Raw genomic sequence first — 17,032 nt, forward strand, 5'->3', positions numbered from 1 at the left:
GTGCGGGTTGGCTGACGCGTAGACGCTCGGTACCGATCGGATCGACACGCGGTAGCGACGGGGCGATTGTCGAGTTGGTACCGGACGCTCCGAGCGCGTCACTCGCTCGCACCGCCCGAGGGCGCCGGGTCCGGCGGTCGGCCCGTCCTCCAGTTCCCAGCGCGCGGCCTTATTGGTCGTGCGCGCCCGCGTGCGGACGGCCCGGAGCGGGGTGGCCGGACCGGCGAACGGTCCCGCCGTCCGGTCGGGGTCGCCGCCCGAAACGTTCTTCCCTACCGAACGAGCGCTACCCGGACTGTTTTTGTGGTTCGAACGGCCGGCGCCGGCAGCACTCGATGGGCGCGTATCGCGGACAAGAGGGGTCTGTGCGCCGTGTACGACCGATCCCACCGATGCGAACGTTTAAACACTTCCGGGTATTACTACCAGTAAGGACGACTACCGTCGGGACACCGTGGTCGCTCCGGGAGCAAACCAATGACAGAGACACGAACCACCATCAGCAGCTACGAGCGGGAGACGACCCCGGAGCCCCGGGTCGAATCGAGCGAGGAGCGGACCCGAGCGGACGTCGCCTGCCCCGAGTGCGGCGGCCACGTCGTCACGGACGAGGAGCACGGCGAGACGGTCTGTGCGGACTGCGGGCTGGTCGTCGAGGCGGACGCCATCGACCACGGTCCCGAGTGGCGGTCGTTCAGCAACGAGGCGGGCGACAAGTCGCGCGTCGGCGCCCCGACGACGAACATGATGCACGACAAGGGGCTGTCGACCAACATCGGCTGGCAGAACAAGGACGCGTACGGCCGGACGCTGTCGGCCGAGCGCCGCCAGCAGATGCAGCGGCTCCGCACCTGGCACGAGCGGTTCCGCACCCGTGACTCGAAGGAGCGCAACCTCAAGCAGGCGCTCGGCGAGATCGACCGCATGGCCTCGGCGTTGGGCCTCCCCGAGACGGTTCGGGAGACCGCCAGCGTCGTCTACCGCCGCGCGCTGAGCGAGGACCTCCTGCCCGGCCGCTCCATCGAGGGCGTCGCCACCGCCGCGCTGTACACGGCCGCGCGGCAGGCCGGCACGCCCCGCTCGCTCGACGAACTCACGAGCGTCTCGCGGGTCGAGCGGATGGAGCTCACCCGGACGTACCGCTACCTCGTCCGCGAACTGAAACTGGAGGTCGCGCCCGCCGACCCCGCCCAGTACGTCGGCCGGTTCGCGTCGGGACTCGGTCTCTCCGACGAGGGCGAACGGCGCGCCCGCGACCTCCTCAAGGGTGCACAGGAGGCGGGCGTCACGAGCGGGAAGTCGCCGGTCGGACTGGCCGCGGCCGCGGTGTACGCCGCCTCGCTACTCACCAACGAGGCGCTGACCCAAAGCGAGGTCGGCGAGGTGGCGGGGGTCAGCGAGGTGACCATCCGCAACCGCTACAAGGAACTGCTCGAGGCGGCCGACGGTCTCCCGGCGTAACCCTGCGGCGTCCCACGGTTTTTCGTCCGCGAACGCGGTAGCTTTATTGAACCGCCGCCCGACGGGTGGGCGTATGGTCGAGGCCTTCGTCAGACTGCTCTGTCCCGAGTGTTCGAAGGACTGGCAGGAGAACCCCACCGATCTTCGTGGCCCCCGGCAGAACTTCTCGTGTCCGTCCTGTCACGCCACCCGGCGGCTCGCGGAGTTCATGCGGACCGAACGCGACCTCGACACGCTCAAACAGTTCCACTGACGGACCACCCGGGTCCGTCTCAGTCGTCGACGGTCGACCGCGCGCCGCACGCCTCACAGACGAGCAGCGTCGTCCCGCCGTCCGTCTCGAGGTGTGTGTCCGGAAGCCCGCAGTCCGGACAGCGTACGTACGTCCGGACGTACTCGTCGACGACGCCCTCGATCCGGTCGGGCTTGAACGACCCGGTGAGTCGCGCTCGACCCACGTCGTCGATGCTGGCCGCGGTGCCGACCTCCTCTTGGAGGTACCGGAGGAGATGTTCGGGGTCGCGCGCGAGTCGGTCCGCGACCGCCGGGAAGTTCTCGACGACCGTCACGCTCCCCTCCTGGCGGACCTCCGGCGTCGGCACGTCGAACCGCGACTCCCCGCCCGAGGCCTCGGGGCTCTCCCCGACCGCTCTATCGAGCATGTCGTCGTACTCCATACCACCGGATGGGGGTTCGACGGAATAAAACGTTCGTGGCAACGTCCCGTCACGCCGCGTAACTCCAGTCTACCCCGCAGGAAATGCATATGAAAACCTGACGGGCATCGTGCTAACGAGCCTCAAGATAAGTCTTTAACCCTCCGGAGGCAAGCCGGAGTCGTCCATGAAGAAGCAGGAACTCATCCACCTGCACGGCCTTCTCGCCGAGGTACGAAGCGAGTGTGAAGCGCGCGACGAGGATCTTGACCTGACAGCGTACGAAGAGTTGGGGGTCAAACCAACGTCGATCCATCGTTCGAAAACCGACCACAAGGCGGCGGTGTTCAAACTGGCCGGCGGGATAACCTCCTCGGTCACGGAGTCCCAGCGCGAGTCGGTCGCGCCCAAGGCCGACTGAACGGTCCCCTTCCTCACCCGACGGTCACCTCCCCACCAGCCGCGGCGCCCGTCCGACCCCGGCGGCTCGCGGCGCAAAGCGCCGGCTCAGCCGTCCTCGCCGACCATCTCCTCGAACTCCGGGAGCAGGTCGTCCTCGCCGTCGTCCGACTCCCCGTCGCTCGTCCCTCCGTCGCTCGACTCCTCGCCGTCGGGCGGGGCGTCGTCCCCGTCGGTCGAGTCGTCGCTCGCACCGTCGTCTTCCCCTCCGTCCTCCTCGACCGGTTCGACGCGTAACACCTTCAGCGGGATGTTCTCCAGGCGCTGACCGATCTCCTTGCGTGCGATCCGGGCGGCGTGTTCGTCGCGTTCGACGTTGAAGACGACCATCTCCAGTTCGAGCGCGACGAGCGCTTCGTCGGCCGCGATGAACGCCGGGTCGACCCGCTCGCCCGCCTCGTTCTCGCGGTGGGCCATGTTGATCTCGATGTAGTTGAGGTCCGGGTTGAGCATCTCCCCGGTCTTCGAGATGGCGATCCGAACCGCCTCGTCGGTCGTCTCCACGTCGTAAACGGGGACGGCGGCCTCGACGACGACCCTGCGGTCCATGAACACGAGTACTCGTGCCGGCGGCATGAAGCTTCGGCCGGCGTCCCCGGACGGTGGCAACGTTTAATTACCCAGTGGTACTACCAAGTGTGCATGGAGTTCGACGGATTCAGCGGCGCGAACGAGGCATCGGTGACCCGGGCCATCGGCGACGCGTGGCACGAGGAGTTCATCGACGGGACGGAGACGGACGTCATCGTCGTCGGCGGCGGGCCGTCGGGGCTGACCGCGGCGGCGGAACTCGCCGACCGGGGCGTCGACGTGACCGTCGTCGAGAAGAACAACTACTTCGGCGGGGGGTTCTGGCTGGGCGGCTACCTGATGAACAAGCTGACGGTCCGCGACCCGGGGCAGAACGTACTCGACGAACTCGGCGTCCCCTACGAGGAGAGCGACGAGGCCGAGGGGCTGTACGTCGCGAGCGCGCCCCACTGTGCGTCGGCGCTGATCGAGTCGGCCTGCGAGGCGGGCGCGCGGATGCAGAACATGACCGAGTTCACCGACGTCGTGGTACGGGAGAACCACCGCGTCGCGGGCGTCGTGATGAACTGGACGCCGGTCCACTCGCTCCCGCGGGAACTGACCTGCGTCGACCCCATCGCGGTCGAGTCGGACCTGGTGGTCGACGCGACGGGCCACGAGGCGGTCGTGGTCTCGAAACTCCACGAGCGCGGGGTGGTCGACGCGCCGGGCGTCGACCACGCCGACGAGCACACCACCGGGATGGACCGCTCCGGGGACGACGAGTACGGCGCGCCCGGCCACGACTCGCCCGGCCACGACTCGATGTGGGTCGAAGACAGCGAGGACGGCGTGGTCGAGAAGACCGGGATGGTCCACGACGGTCTCCTCACGGCGGGACTGTCGACCGCGACGGTCCACGGACTCACCCGGATGGGACCGACGTTCGGCGCGATGCTCGTCTCGGGCAAGCGCGCCGCGGAGGTCGCGCTCGACGAACTCGGCGTCGACGCGCCGCCGGTCGAACTCGGTACGAGCGCGCCGACGGCCCCGGCGGACGACTGAGACGGACGGAGACGTCGGCCCGTCGGACCGCGGGAGGCGGGGATCGTCGCGGCTCGACGCGGCTCACCACGGCTCCCGGCGGTCGCCCTGCTCACTCCCCGCCGGTGCGGAGGTGGTGGAACAGGTACGTCTGGGCGTACCCCGCGTAGCGGCCGCCCAACCGCTCGCGGATGGCGCGGGAGGTCTCGGCGTAGCTCCCGCGGTCGCAGTCGGGGAAGTGGTCGGCGATGGCCGACCGGATCCACGTGTCGAGCGGCACGGCTTCGAGAAAGTCCAGCGAGAACAGGAGGACGCAGTCGGCCACCTTCTCGCCGACGCCGACGAACCGCTGGAGGTGCTCGCGCGCCTCCTCGTACGGCATCGCGGCGGCCGCGGCCGGGTCGGCTTCGCCGGTCGCCACCATCTCGGCGGTCCGCCGGACGTACGGCGCGCGGTAGCCCAACGAGAGGTCCCGAAGCTCCCCCTCCGTGCGGTCGGCCAACTGCTCGGGCGTCGGGAACGCGTGGTACGTCCCGCCGTCGAACGTCACGGGGTCGCCGAACGCCGCGGCCATGTCCGTCTGCATCCCGTGGATGCGCGAGACGCGCATCTGCGCCGAGCAGATGAACGAGACCAGACAGCCGAACGGCGGGTCCCGCACCAGCCGCAGTCCGCGGTAGCGCTCGAACGCGCGGTCGAGCACCGCGAGGTCGGGGGTCCCGGCGCGGACCGCGTCGAGGTCGTCGTCCAACCGCAGCAGGTGGGTCAACAGCGGCACCGCGTCGGTCGTCGCCTCCCACTCCAGTCGGCCGTCGACCTGCCGGACGCGCACCACCGCGCGCTCGTCGCTCACCCCCTCGACCGGCGGCACGACCGTCTCGTACCACTCGCTCCCGCCGTGGGCGGCGTCGGTCGCGTACATCCCCCCGTCCGCGCGGTCCCAGAGGTACGTCTGTCCGCTCTCGACTGTCGCCTGTAGGTCGAACGGTCCCGCGAGGTCGTCGACCGGGATCGCCCCCGTCTCCATCGGCGTACCCGACGGCCGCGAGGGGGTTGCGGCTTACGGTTCGGGTCGGCGGCGCGCCGCCGGCGGCGGGGGACGGTCGTCCGCGACTCGGGAGGTGCGCCGCCCGGTTCCGCCGGAGGGCGGCCGACTCCGTCGCGTTCCGGCTTCGGAACCCTGATTTGTCGGACCGAACACCGGCTACCATGGCCAGCGACGCCGAGTCGGCCGGCGCGGACATCTCCGCGCGGGCGCGCGAGGAGTTGGGGTTCTCGCGGTGGTGGCAGGTCGCCGCCGCGGCGGTGATGATGGGGCTGGTGAGCCCGTACCAGTACGTCTGGACGGTCGTCCAGCAGCCGCTCGGGGAGGCGCTGTCGATCCCGCTGCCCGCCTTGGGGCTGGTGTTCACGCTGTTCGTCGTGATCCAGTCGGGGTCGCAGTTCCCGGTCGGCTGGTGGCGCGACAGACACGGCCCGCGCGCGCTGACGCTCGCGGCGGGCGTGCTCGCGGGCGGCGGCTACGTCGGCCTCGCGTACGCCACCGAGGTGTGGCAGATCTACCTGCTGTACTCCCTGGGAGCGCTCGGGGTCGGCATCGTCTACACCGTCGCGGTCAACACCGCCCTCAAGTGGTTCCCCGACCGGCGGGGGCTCACCACCGGCGTCGGGACGATGGCGTTCGCGGCCGGGAGCGCGCTGTTCGTCCTCCCGGTCCGGGCGAACGCGACCGCCGAGGCGTACGGCGGCGTCTTCCTCGCGATGGGGGCGGTCATCGGCGTCGGCGTGATAGCGGGCGCGCTCGTCCTCCGCGACCCGCCGGCGGGGTGGATGGCGGAGATGGTCGACGAGGGCGGCGTCGAGGAGACGACGACCGGCCGGCAGTACACCTCCCGCGAGATGCTGCGGACGTGGCAGTTCTGGCTGATGTACGCGGTGTTCGTCCTCGTGAGCGCCGCCGGTCTCATGCTCACCTCCCTGCTCGTCCAGTTCGCGACGGAGTTCGACCTCTCGGCGAACATCACCACGGTGTCGGCCGTCGTCCTCCCCATCGCCAGCGGCGTCGGCCGCCTCGTGATCGGCGACCTCTCCGACCGGTACGACCGCCGGCTCACGATGGTCGCCTCGTTCGTCCTCTCGGGACTGGGGCTGTTCCTCGTCGTCTGGGCGGCGACCGGCGGCGCGAGCCTGGTGTTCGTCGCCGCCGTCGTGGTCTCGATGTTCTTCTGGAGCCCGCAGTTCTCGCTGTTCCCCAGCGTCGTCGCGGACTACTACGGCCACGAACACTCGTCGGCCAACTACGCGCTGCTGTACTCGGGGAAGATGTGGGGCGGCGTGTTCGGCGGCGCCGTCGCGGGCTGGTTCGTGCTCGTCACCTCGTGGACCACCACGTTCCTCGTCGCGGGCGGACTCACCGTCGTCTCCGGGCTGGCCTCGCTCGCGCTCCGGCCCCCCGAGCGGTAGCCGCGACCCGCCGAACTCCTCCGAAATCGACGGTTCGATCGTCCGATTGCCCCGAATACGGCCGTGTGAGTCGTTCTCTGACACGGCGGGCTATAACTTACGAGTGGCCTTCGGGTCGTATACGGAGTGTGTACAGAGGGGGTATGCAAAACACCTATATGCCCCCCAGGCATACGTGTGAGTACATTATGACCGGATATCACGACTACGTTCTCGGCCTCATCCCGGCCGCGCTGCTCGGAATTACCGCTCTGCTCTCGACGACCGGGTTGTCCGTTCAGGCCGCGGTTCCCGTCGGGGGCGGCGTCGCGGCGCTCCTCGTCGCGCACGCCATGTTCGTGCGCGGTCCGGTCACCGCGTCGCCGACCCCGGACGCGCCCGACGCGGCGGCGCAGTCCGGCCCGGCGCCCAACGGCGACTGAGGACCGAGACGGGGCGAACGACTCGCGGTCGGCTCGCGGTTTCTCTCTCGGGTCCCGACCGACGACCCGCCGCTCGCCCGACCCGACTCGAAAAAATCCCGCCAGTTCACGGCGCGACCGACTCGCGTTCCCCGCGTCCGACGCCCGCGTTCAGGGCGTCAGCATCACTTTCGTACAGCCGTCCTCCTTGTCGCGGAACGTCTCGTACATCTCCGGGCCGCGTTCGAGCGGTTCCTTGTGGCTGATGACGAACGACGGGTCTATCTCGCCCTCCTCGATCTTCTCCATCAGCGGGTCGAGGTAGCGCTGGACGTGCGTCTGTCCCGAGTTGACGGTCAGCGCCTTGTTCATCAGCGCGCCCATCGGGAGGTTGTCGACGTCGCCGACGTAGACGCCCGGGACGGAGAGGGTCCCGCCCTTCCGACAGCACTTGATCGCCTCCCGGAGCACGTGCGGCCGGTCGTCCTGCATGCCGAGTTCCTGTTTGGCCTTGTCGGTGACGCCGCTGACGCCCATCCCGTGCGCCTCCGAGCCGACGGCGTCGATACAGCCGTCGGGTCCCCGGTCGCGGGTCAGCCCCATCAGGCGGTCGTAGACGTCGTCCTCCTCGAAGTTGATCACCTCGGCGTCGCCGTGCTTCTGAGCCATGTCCAACCGTTCGGGCACGCGGTCGATGGCGACGACGCGGCCGGCGCCGAGCATCTGCGCGCTCTGGATGGCGAACTGGCCGACCGGGCCGCAGCCCCAGACGGCGACGGTGTCGCCCTCGTCGATGTCGGCGTTCTCGGCGGCCATGTACCCCGTCGGGAAGATGTCCGAGAGGAACAGCACCTCCTCGTCGGGGAGGTTCGAGTCCACCTTGATCGGCCCCACGTCGGCGTACGGCACGCGGAGGTACTCGGCCTGCCCGCCCTCGTACCCGCCGAGCATGTGCGAGTAGCCGAACAGCCCCGCGGGCGAGTGGCCCATCTCCGCGGCGGCCATCTCGGCGTTCGGGTTGGAGTTGTCACACAGCGAGTACATATCCTGCTCGCAGAACCAACACGACCCGCAACTGATCGTGAACGGGACGACCACCCGGTCGCCCACCTCCAGGTTCTCGACGGCGCTGCCGGTCTCGACCACCTCGCCCATCGGTTCGTGTCCCAGCACGTCCCCCTCCTCCATCGTGGGGACGTGGCCGTCGTAGAGGTGGAGGTCCGACCCGCAGATGGCGGTGGCCGTCACCTCGATGACGGCGTCCGTCGGCTCCCGTATCTGCGGCCGAGGCACGTCGTCGATCCGGACGTCCTCCTCGCCGTGCCAGGTCAACGCTTTCATCGCGTCCCTCCACAGTCGGGGTTCGGTCGGGAGTGCACGTGTCGACGCTCGGGCGACCGGTCCCTAAAGCCAGAGCCTGCCCTCGCAGGCGGCCACCGGGCTCCACGCGGCTCGTCCCCGAGACCGCACGGGGATTCGCGCGACAGCGGCGTCGAGTCTCGCGTCCGCTCGCGGCGCGCCGCCGACAGCGACGGCCCGTGTCGGCTCCGGGTCGGCGGGCGCGTGTGCTCGCGATACCGTGGGGCGGGGAGCGTCGCGCGGACGGGCCGAAAGAAGCGTGGGGGTTCCGAGGGGGCGCGACCGTCGCCGGGCGGCCGGCTCAGGCGTCGCCGCCGGTCGGGAGGGAGACGTCGAGGGTGTGTTCGCCGCCCTCGAACGTCGCCGTCGCGGCGGCGGCCATCTCCTGTTCGCCGGCGGTGTCGAACGAGAACTCCCCGTCCGGCAGCGAGTACGACACCAGCGAGAGGGTGAGTTCACACCCCTCCTTCACGGTGAACTCGACCGTCGCCACGTCGCCGTGGACCTCGATCGACTCGTAGCCGCCGAGACAGTCGCGGGTCTCCGCCGCCAGCGAGTTGATCCACGTGTCGCGCTCGGTGACGCCGTCGGCGTCGCCGTGGACGTACTGGATCAGCCGCTCCTGGCGACCGTAGAAGTCGCCCTCGCTCTCGCCGAGGACCTCGTTGGGTTCGCCGGCGACGAGGTCGACTTGGAACGGGACCGGCTCGTCGGCCTCCTCGACGCCGAAGATGGTCGTCGTCCCGCTGACCTCGTGGCCGACGAAGACGAGCGGCTGGTCGGTCGGACTCTCCTCGGCGCTGGCGTAGTCGAGCCCCTCCGGGCCCAGATCGCCCGCGGCGCTCGCGGGGGCGTCGCCGTCGGCGATCCGCTCTCGGATGGGGAACCCGAAGTCGCGGTCGTTGACGTAGTCGACGAACGTCGGCGACTCGGGGTCGGTGATCTCGTACACCATCACGCCGCCGACGCGTTCGAGACCGACGAACGCGAAGAAGCGGTCGCCGATACGGCCGAGCGTCAGGCCCTCCGGCTCGGGACCCTTGTTGTCGCTCCGGCTGTCGCCGGTGTTCTCGGTGTTGTCGTTGTTGAACTCGTCGGCGTACCGCTGGGCGGTGATATCCTCGAAGTCGCTCCCGCTGTCGAACACCCGCTCGCCGTCGGCGGTGAAGATGCTGAACGAGCGCCCGCCGAACGCGTAGATCTCCTCGTAGAGGCCGTCGCCGTCGGTGTCGCCCAGCGTCGTGGTGACACCCTTCGGGCCGAGGTTCTCGGGCGCCTGCAGTTCCTCGACGCTGTCGACCCCCTCGATCGCGTCGAAGTCGAACGCCTCGGGGTCGAGATCCAGGTCGGCCACCTCGGCCTCCTCGCTGAACCCGTCGTAGTCGCGGCTGTCGCCCTCGTTGGCCGTGACGACGTACGTCTCGTCGCCCTCGCCCGGCGAGTACGCCGCGATCGCGTCGGGCTGGAGGATGCCGTGGATCGGCCAGTTGCGGACGTTGACGCCGCCGTCCTCGTTGCTCGCGTCGAGTTCGTTCCCCGCGAGGCTGTAGTCTTTGAACCCGAGCGCCCACAGGTCGGTGACCTCGGCGGCGTCGACGTCGATCTCGGCGATCGCGTTGTTCTCCTGGAGCGCCACCCACGCGGTCTCCGAGTCGTCGCTCACGGCGACGTACTCCGGCTCGAAGTCCTGTGCGGCGGTCGCGTCCGGCCCGAACACGCGGATCCCGCGGTCGCGGAGTTCCTCCTCTCGGCCGACGAACGCCTCGAAGCCGGCGGTGGCGACCGTCGCCGACGCGGCGCCGCCAGAGACGTCGACGATGCTGACCGACCCCTTCGGGTCGGTGGTGTACTCGTCGTTCGGCTCGGCCTCGTTGGCGACGAGCGCTCGCGTCCCGTCGGGCGTGAACGTCACCTTGTCGGGGAGCGCGCCGACCGTGACGGTGTTGCGGAGGTCGAGCGACTCGGGGTCGTACAGGCCGACCTGCCCCGGTTCCTGGGGGGTATCGGCGCCGATGGCGACCGCGACGAGGTCGTCCGACGCCGAGACGCTGTTGGCGGTGTCGACGCCGTCGAGTTCGCCCGCGACGTCGATGTCGGCGACCTTCGTGGGGGTCGTCGGGTCGGAGACGTCGAGCACGTCGACGCCGCCGAGGTCCGCGTTGACGACGAACAGCCGCGCGGTGGGCGCGTGGTAGGCGATGATCTCCGCGCCGCCCTCGTCGAAGAGGTTCGACTCGTAGCGGCCGAGTTCGGTCAGCCGGACGCTCTCGAACCCGGACGCGACGTCCGCCGGGCCGGCGAGGGCGTCACCGACCGCCGCGGGGGCGTCCGCGGCCGCGGTGCCGGTTCCCGCGAGCAGTGCGAGCACGCTACTTCCCGTCAGGCCGAGGAACCCCCGGCGCGCGATTCCATCGAGGTGACTGCGTGAGTCGTCCACGGGAGCCCGCTGTGATGTTCACGGCATAGTATTGTCGATAATATTATATATTCCGGTACGTTGGGGATCCCCCGGGTCCGACCCGTCGGTGGCCCTCCCGGGCGCTCCCGAGCGGTTGGCAGTGACCGGTCGTTCACCTCCCCGGAACTGTGAGAGGAAGTCACGTGGGTAGTCGACGACGCGTCTATCGACACCCGCCCGGCTCTCCGTTCCGTGGGGGGTTGTGTCCGTCCGGCCCTCGTCGGCGGTCGGGGAGACGGACGCGGATGCGGTCGGCGGCTACTCGGTCGGCGGGCCGTCGACACGCGAGCGACAGGGCTTTTCGGCGGGCGGTCGAACCGTCGGCGTATGACCGACGCGCTCTACCTCTCGACGGACGACCTCTCGGGGCTCGCGACGCCCGACGAGTACGTCGACGCGGTCCGCGACGCCTACCGGCAGGTCGGCGAGGGTGCGCCCGCCGAACCGCGGACCAAACTCGTCTCCGACGACCCGCCGGGGATGTTCACGACGTACGCGGCGGTGTTGCCCGACACGGGCGCGATGGGCGGGTACATGTACGCCGCGGGGTTCGGCGGCCGCGACGCGTGGTTCATGACGCCGCTGTTCGACGCCGAGTCGGGCGAACCGCTCGCGCTCCTCGACGGCGCGAGCATGAACCCGTTCAAGACCGGCGCGGCGGGCGCCGTCGGGGTCGACGCCCTCGCGCGCGAGGACGCCACCTCGCTCGCGCTCGTCGGCAGCGGCGCGCAAGCGCGCGGGCAGTTGCGCGCGATAGCGACCGTCAGGGACTTGGAGACCGTCTGGGTGTACTCGCCGACCAAGGAACACCGCGAGTCGTTCGCGGGCGAGATGACGAAGGCGCTCGGCGCCTCCGTCGCCGCCGTCGCCTCCCCCGCGGCGGCCGTCGAGGGGGCCGACATCGTCGTCACCGCGACGAACGCGGACGAACCGGTGTTCGACGGCGAGACGCTCGACCCGGGGACGCACGTCACCGCGATGGGTCAGTACGACCCCGCGAAGCGCGAACTCGACCACCGGACCATCGAGCGGGCGAAGTACGTCCCCGACCTCCGCGCGCGCGCCACGGCGGACGCCGGGTCGTTCATCTCCGCGATGGAGGCGGGCGTCGTGAGCGAGGACGACATCCACGCCGAACTCGGCGAGGTGGTCGCGGGCGTCGAACCCGGCCGCGAGGACGACGAGGAGGTGACCGTCTTCGACTCCGGGGGGACGGGCGTCGAGACGGCCGCGGCGGCGCACATGCTGTACGAGCGCGCCGCCGCCGACGGTCGGGGGACGCCCATCGACGTCTCGGCGGCGAGTCAGGCGCTGACCGGACAGGACTGAGCCGGGCGGGCGGGGCGCTCGGACGGGCCGTCCCTACTGTAGCCGGTAGCGCAACAGCGCCGCGACGCCGCCGAGGTTCCGCAGCTGCTGGCCGGGGGCGAACTCCTCGGAGAACACCACCACGTCGCCGCCCTTCTGTTCGACCGTCTCGATCAACTCGTTGGCGTCGACGTCCCACTCGCCTTCGCCCTGTCGCTCCTCGCGCAGACGCTCGTCTAAGACCAAGAGCGTCTCGACGGCGCCGAACTCGGCGGCCTCCATCGTCTCGCTCGCGCCGTACGTCGCCTTCGCCCCCTCGGCGATCCGTTCGGTCAACTGGTCGATGAGGTCCGCCTCGCGGGCGATCCGGGTCTCCTTCTGGACGTCCGCGACCGCGCCGCGCTTGAGCACCTCGTGGACCCCGCGGTCGCCCGCCGCCGACGTGTCGACGACGGTGATCCGCTCGTCGAGGTCGCGGAACTCCTCGGCGATGTAGTCGCGGGCGTCGTTCTTCGTGAAGCCGGGTCCCGCGAGGATGACCGCGTCGGCGTCGAGGTGCGAGAGCGCGCCCCCCAACTCCTCGAACAACTCGTCGCGGGGGCGGGCGTAGTCGCCCTTCCCGGTGGGTTTGGTGAAGCTGGCGTACTCCTCGGTGCCGTACTGCTGGACCGTGTGGATGTACGCCGCGCCCTCCTCGACGGTGGCGATGGCGACGTCGGGCGCGCCGGTCGCCTCCTCGGCCTCCTCGACCCGCTCCATCTGGTCGGGCTTGAAGTACTTCTCTATCGTGAGTTCGGTGCGCTCCTCGACGTTGATGGTGTGGTGGTGGCCCACCTCGTCCTCCTTGGAGGCGCTCACGATGACGCCGGCCACCCGGAGGCGGTTGGCGAAGCGGGCGAACTCCACCTCCTCCACCTCGATGGTGACGCTGATGTGTTCGCGCTCGCCGCCGGTGTCGCGGAGGTTCTCGTCGTCGCGCTGGATCCGGCGGGTGGTGTCGGCGTCCACCCGGTCGCCGGGTTCGAGCACGTGCGAGAGGTGCCACAGGTCGTCCGTCGTCTCGGGGACGACCGTCAGGCGCGTGCGGCCCTCCGCGCCGCGTCCGCGGCCTTCGATTCGCATGCGAGTGGGTCGGCGGGGCGGCTACAAAGGCCTTCCCAGACGCGAACGGGCCGCCCGGCCGCACCCGGGGCTCAGACCCGTTCGGTCCCCGGCGCCATCGACTCGCGCGCCTCCGCGAACCCGCGGCCGAAGCAGTAGTAGGTGAACACCTGCGCGTAAAACAGCGCGGGGATGCCGACCAACAGCAGCGAGAACCCGAACGCGACGGTCGCGAGGACGCCACCGACGACGTAGCCCAGGAGGACCCCCAGCAGGTAGTCGGTCGAAAAGACCACCTGCCGGAGCGTCCCGAAGTCGAACGCGGCGCTCAGGCTGTCTTGGAGCGCGAAGTTGGTGAGCGCCGCCGGCAGCAGGTACGAGACGACGAGCGACAGCAGGAAGACGACCGCGAGACCGGCCAGCAGCCCGGCCGACAGCGCGGCGTTCGGCCCGGTCACGGGCGGTGCGGCCGCCGTCGCAGTCTCCACCCCCATCCCGCTCTCCATCCCACCCGTCAGCGTGAACGACCCGACGCCGACCACGACCAACACCACCATCGGGACGGCCACGACCAGCCCGTAGACGAGGCTGACGAACAGCAGTTTCAGCCCGTCGACCAGCAGCCCGCCCCAGTTCGTGAACGAGGGGGCGGCCCGCTCGCCGGTCGCCGCCCCCCGGAGTACGCGCACGAGGTAGCCCTGGACGACCAGCGAGACGGGGAACACGACGAGCGAGACGAGTAGGCCGAAGGGGACGAAGGGGACGAACAGGAGCGCGAGCGTCGACGCGAACAGTGAGACGGCGAGCAGCGCGCCGCCGATGAGTAGCGTCGACACCCGGTCGTCGCTCGCGAGGGGGAACCGCAGGGCGGCTTCGAGCATACCGGCCGGTCAGTCACCGCCGGCAAAACGCTTTCCCCCGACGCCGCGGGCCCACGCGGCCGCCGCGACGACTTCGAGGTAGAAGAGGAGGAAGAAGCCGACGACCAGCCGCTCTAACGGGACCGCGAGCGCGGCGCCGACCCCGAGCGCGGAGGCGCCGACGCACCACGCGTAGAAGTACCGGCCGGTCGTGGCGGCCGCCCAGACCGCCGGCGGGGAGACGGCGGCGCGCAGCCCCGAGCGCGCGAGCGCCGCGAGCGCCGCGGGCAGCGTGTACGCGAACGCGAGCGAGACGAACAGCGTGGTCGTCCCGCCGACGGCGACCGCGAGGCTGCCGACGCCGTCGAGCGAGGCGTTCCCGCCGAGGATGCCGTAGAACGTGGCGCCCAACACGACGACCGGGACGACGGAGTAGGCGACGACCACGAGCGACCCGAGCAGGCCGTCGCGGACGAGCGTCCACAGACCCGCGAGTCCGCCGGGCGAGCGGAACGTCGCGGGGTCGTCCTCGGCGTCGTCGGTCGTCCGGAGCACGCCCACCAAGTAGCCGACGACGAACACCAGCGGGACCACCGGGAGGAACGTCGCCAGCAGGTGGAGACCGCCGCCGACCGCGAGCGTCTCCGCGGCGTCCCCGCGGTCGCCGCCGAGCGGGTATCCGAACGCCTCCGGGATCATATCAACGCGTCACCGGATCAGGCGTCCGGGAAGTCGGAGCCGCCCGGCGGGAGGAACTCCTGGATGCGGTCGGCCGACGCCACCTTGCGGACGAACGAGTCGTCCGCGAACCGGGCCTTGAGCGTCCGGTAGCACTTGACGGCGGCGTCGTTCTGTGCGAACTTCCCGGGTTCGAGTTCGACCGTCGAGACCGCGCGGGGTTCGACCGCCGACGGCGGCCCGCCGATCACTCGCGTCTCGGGTTCGACCTGGACGCCGACGGCCACCGTGGCGGGCACGTCGCGGTAGTAGTCGCGGTCGCCGCGGATCGCGAACCCGCCCTTCTCGAGGTACTCGCCCGACTCGGGCGTCTTCGACACCTGGTCGGGCGTGACGAGGTAGGCGTCGCCCGCGCCGCGGCCGTCCTTCCACACCGACGAGTAGGAGACGGCGAACTGCGCGGCCTCCTCGCGGCTGCTCTCCGGGATGGTGACGTCCCGGGCGGCCTCGGAGGGGTCGGTCGCCTTGATCAGCGTCACCGGCCCGCCGTGCGCCTGCGCGTGCAAGAACAGGTCGTCGCCGTCCATGTACTTCTTGACCAGTTCCTCGTTCTGGTCGGCGTTGCGCCCGCCGATGACGAGGAAGTCGTCGCCGGTGTGGAACCACCGGAACCGGTCGTACCAGTGGTCGCGCTCGCGGACCGGGATCGACGGCCGCGAGAGCCAGTCGACCTCGTCGGTCTCGTCGTCCGCGTCGTCTTCCTCGTCGGCGTCGTCGTCCTCGCGGCTCCACTCCTCGCGCCGCTTCCTGACCGCCTCCAACTCCGCCCGGGTGTTCTCGATGGCCTCCTCGGCGCCCTCCCTCTTCTCCTCGATCCGCTTGGCCTCCTGGTAGAGGCTGTCGGCGTTCTTCTCCGGCCCCGTCAGCGCGTCGAGCGTGACGGTCGCCTCGCCCAGGTCGACCGTCACCGTGCCGTCGGCGCCGTCGACCCCTTCGACGGCCTCCGCCTCGGGGATGCCCCGGTCGGCCCCTTCGAGGAACGTCTCGTCTATCTCGTCCCACCCGCGGCCGGCCTCGCGGGCCTCCTGGACCGTGGTGAGGATGTCCGCGACGAGGTCGTAGTTGGCGTACACCGCCTCGGCCTTCTCGCGTTCGGCCGCCGCGTCCGCCTCGAACTCCTCGATGGCGCCCTCCTGCTGTTGGATGATCCGCTTCTGTTTCTCTATCTCCGCCTCGAAGTCGGGGGAGTCGTCGACCCCCTCGTCGTCGGTGAGGTCGAGTCGGTGGAAGTACTCGTCGAGCGCGGCGTTGAAGTCGTCGTACGCCTCGCTGTCGACCCCCTCGCGCTCCTCCAGCGGGAACGGCGTCACGTCGACCACCTCGTCGTCTTCGAGGTAGACGCGGGGGTCGAGGTCGCCCGCACGGAGGCGGTCGCCCAGCCGGCCGATGGCGTCGTAGACGGCGCGGTACTCCTCCTCCGTCGCGTCGGCGATGTCAAGCGTCTTCTCGACGCCCGCGCGGGTGCAGAACTCCTCGGCGTACAGCCCGCCCATGTTGAGTTGGGTGGCGAGCGTCCGCACCACGTCGGTGTCGGAGTCGTCCATCCGCGCGGCGAACGCCTCGAAGCTCACGTCGAGGGGGTTCATCCGCGACTGGGGGTACTCGTAGCTGCTCCCGGGCGCGACGGTCCGCGACTTCAGGCGGACGGTTTCGAGGCTCCGGAGGACCTCCCCCGTCTCGTCGAGGCTGATCAGGTTGCCCTCGCCGAACAGTTCCGCGACGACCGTGGTGTCCTCGTCGGGGCGTTCGAACTCGAAGGTGAGGATCCGGTCGAACTCGTACTGGTCGACGCCGTCGAACTCGCCGCCCGAGAGGCGCGCGCGGAGGGTTTTGGCGAACTCGGGCGGGCGACCCGGCGCGTCGGGGACCCGCTCGGGGTCGGCGACGTGACACCGCTTCACCTCGCCCGTCTCGACGAGGAGTTCGACCCGGCCGCGGTCGAAGTCCCGCAGTTTGAACCGGACGAGGTCGTCGCCGTAGAGGTAGACCTTGTCCACCTTCGCGCCCTCGTACCGTTGGAGTTCACCGACGAGGGCCGCGAGGTCGACGCTGGTCATCTCGCGTTTCGGCTCCATTCTTGTGTGTCGTTTCGGGGGGCGACGTTTGGGCGTTGCGGGATGGGGTCGTCGCGTTCGTCGTCACCGTACTCGTCGTCGGAGGATGGATCGGTGACTCAGCAACCGTCGTGACCGCGAAAGGGGCCGCCCGTAGCCA

The 17,032-nt window shown here is 70.2% G+C and carries 16 protein-coding genes; 7 read left to right on the forward strand and 9 right to left on the reverse strand.

Annotated features, from left to right (window positions below; translation table 11 throughout):
- The first annotated feature begins 477 nt into the window (after nt 1-477).
- Nucleotides 478-1,461, forward strand: a complete 984-nt coding sequence (locus tag K933_RS15015; RefSeq protein WP_023395600.1) for a transcription initiation factor IIB — start codon at nt 478-480, stop codon at nt 1,459-1,461.
- Between the two features lie 73 nt (nt 1,462-1,534).
- Nucleotides 1,535-1,714, forward strand: a complete 180-nt coding sequence (locus K933_RS15020) for a DUF7836 family putative zinc-binding protein (RefSeq protein ID WP_023395601.1) — start codon at nt 1,535-1,537, stop codon at nt 1,712-1,714.
- A gap of 19 nt (nt 1,715-1,733) precedes the next feature.
- Here the strand turns inward: K933_RS15020 and K933_RS15025 are convergent, their stop codons facing one another.
- Nucleotides 1,734-2,138, reverse strand: a complete 405-nt coding sequence (locus K933_RS15025) for a translation initiation factor IF-2 subunit beta (protein WP_023395602.1) — start codon at nt 2,136-2,138, stop codon at nt 1,734-1,736.
- Between the two features lie 166 nt (nt 2,139-2,304).
- Between K933_RS15025 and K933_RS15030 the strand changes: the two genes are divergently transcribed.
- The gene (locus K933_RS15030) at nt 2,305-2,538 is read left to right on the forward strand and encodes a UPF0058 family protein (protein ID WP_023395603.1); all 234 of its coding nucleotides are present in this window, start codon (nt 2,305-2,307) and stop codon (nt 2,536-2,538) included.
- A gap of 86 nt (nt 2,539-2,624) precedes the next feature.
- Here K933_RS15030 and K933_RS15035 read toward each other — a convergent pair whose 3' ends face one another.
- Nucleotides 2,625-3,125, reverse strand: coding sequence for a DUF555 domain-containing protein (locus tag K933_RS15035; protein ID WP_049947921.1), 501 nt, complete (start codon nt 3,123-3,125; stop codon nt 2,625-2,627).
- 93 nt (nt 3,126-3,218) lie between these two features.
- On the opposite strand from K933_RS15035, the gene K933_RS15040 reads away from it, so the two are divergent.
- Nucleotides 3,219-4,151 (forward strand): sulfide-dependent adenosine diphosphate thiazole synthase, encoded by a 933-nt coding sequence (locus tag K933_RS15040; protein WP_023395605.1) that lies wholly within the window; start codon nt 3,219-3,221, stop codon nt 4,149-4,151.
- Between the two features lie 91 nt (nt 4,152-4,242).
- On the opposite strand, the gene K933_RS15045 is transcribed toward K933_RS15040, so the two are convergent.
- Nucleotides 4,243-5,157 carry a DNA-3-methyladenine glycosylase family protein gene (locus tag K933_RS15045; protein ID WP_023395606.1) on the reverse strand — a complete coding sequence of 305 codons (915 nt, stop codon included), beginning with the start codon at nt 5,155-5,157 and terminating at the stop codon, nt 4,243-4,245.
- 182 nt (nt 5,158-5,339) lie between these two features.
- Here K933_RS15045 and K933_RS15050 point away from each other — a divergent pair, with 182 nt between their 5' ends.
- Both K933_RS15050 and K933_RS15055 read left to right on the forward strand, forming a co-directional pair.
- Entirely contained in the window at nt 5,340-6,593 is a 1,254-nt protein-coding gene (locus tag K933_RS15050; protein WP_023395607.1) for an OFA family MFS transporter, read from the forward strand.
- Between the two features lie 188 nt (nt 6,594-6,781).
- A complete protein-coding gene (locus tag K933_RS15055; RefSeq protein WP_023395608.1) occupies nt 6,782-7,015 on the forward strand; it encodes a hypothetical protein in 234 nt (77 codons plus the stop codon).
- 150 nt (nt 7,016-7,165) lie between these two features.
- Here the strand turns inward: K933_RS15055 and K933_RS15060 are convergent, their stop codons facing one another.
- Both K933_RS15060 and K933_RS15065 read right to left on the reverse strand, forming a co-directional pair.
- Nucleotides 7,166-8,335: a zinc-dependent alcohol dehydrogenase gene (locus K933_RS15060; protein WP_023395609.1), complete on the reverse strand. Its 1,170-nt coding sequence runs from the start codon at nt 8,333-8,335 to the stop codon at nt 7,166-7,168.
- A gap of 319 nt (nt 8,336-8,654) precedes the next feature.
- The gene (locus K933_RS15065) at nt 8,655-10,790 is read right to left on the reverse strand and encodes a choice-of-anchor I family protein (protein WP_235063455.1); all 2,136 of its coding nucleotides are present in this window, start codon (nt 10,788-10,790) and stop codon (nt 8,655-8,657) included.
- Nucleotides 10,791-11,138: 348 nt separating this feature from the next.
- Here K933_RS15065 and K933_RS15070 point away from each other — a divergent pair, with 348 nt between their 5' ends.
- The gene (locus K933_RS15070; protein WP_023395611.1) at nt 11,139-12,140 is read left to right on the forward strand and encodes an ornithine cyclodeaminase family protein; all 1,002 of its coding nucleotides are present in this window, start codon (nt 11,139-11,141) and stop codon (nt 12,138-12,140) included.
- A gap of 33 nt (nt 12,141-12,173) precedes the next feature.
- On the opposite strand, the gene K933_RS15075 is transcribed toward K933_RS15070, so the two are convergent.
- From K933_RS15075 to rqcH, 4 genes are all read right to left on the reverse strand, one after another.
- Complete coding sequence (locus K933_RS15075; RefSeq protein ID WP_023395612.1) at nt 12,174-13,241, reverse strand: mRNA surveillance protein pelota; 1,068 nt, start codon at nt 13,239-13,241, stop codon at nt 12,174-12,176.
- A gap of 71 nt (nt 13,242-13,312) precedes the next feature.
- Nucleotides 13,313-14,101 (reverse strand): DUF4013 domain-containing protein, encoded by a 789-nt coding sequence (locus K933_RS15080; protein ID WP_023395613.1) that lies wholly within the window; start codon nt 14,099-14,101, stop codon nt 13,313-13,315.
- 9 nt (nt 14,102-14,110) lie between these two features.
- Nucleotides 14,111-14,779 carry a DUF4013 domain-containing protein gene (locus K933_RS15085; protein WP_023395614.1) on the reverse strand — a complete coding sequence of 223 codons (669 nt, stop codon included), beginning with the start codon at nt 14,777-14,779 and terminating at the stop codon, nt 14,111-14,113.
- 17 nt (nt 14,780-14,796) lie between these two features.
- Nucleotides 14,797-16,893, reverse strand: a complete 2,097-nt coding sequence (rqcH, locus tag K933_RS15090; RefSeq protein ID WP_023395615.1) for a ribosome rescue protein RqcH — start codon at nt 16,891-16,893, stop codon at nt 14,797-14,799.
- Nucleotides 16,894-17,032: the final 139 nt, after the last annotated feature.

The sequence above is a fragment of the Candidatus Halobonum tyrrellensis G22 genome (assembly GCF_000495475.1).
GTDB lineage: Archaea > Halobacteriota > Halobacteria > Halobacteriales > Haloferacaceae > Halobonum > Halobonum tyrrellense.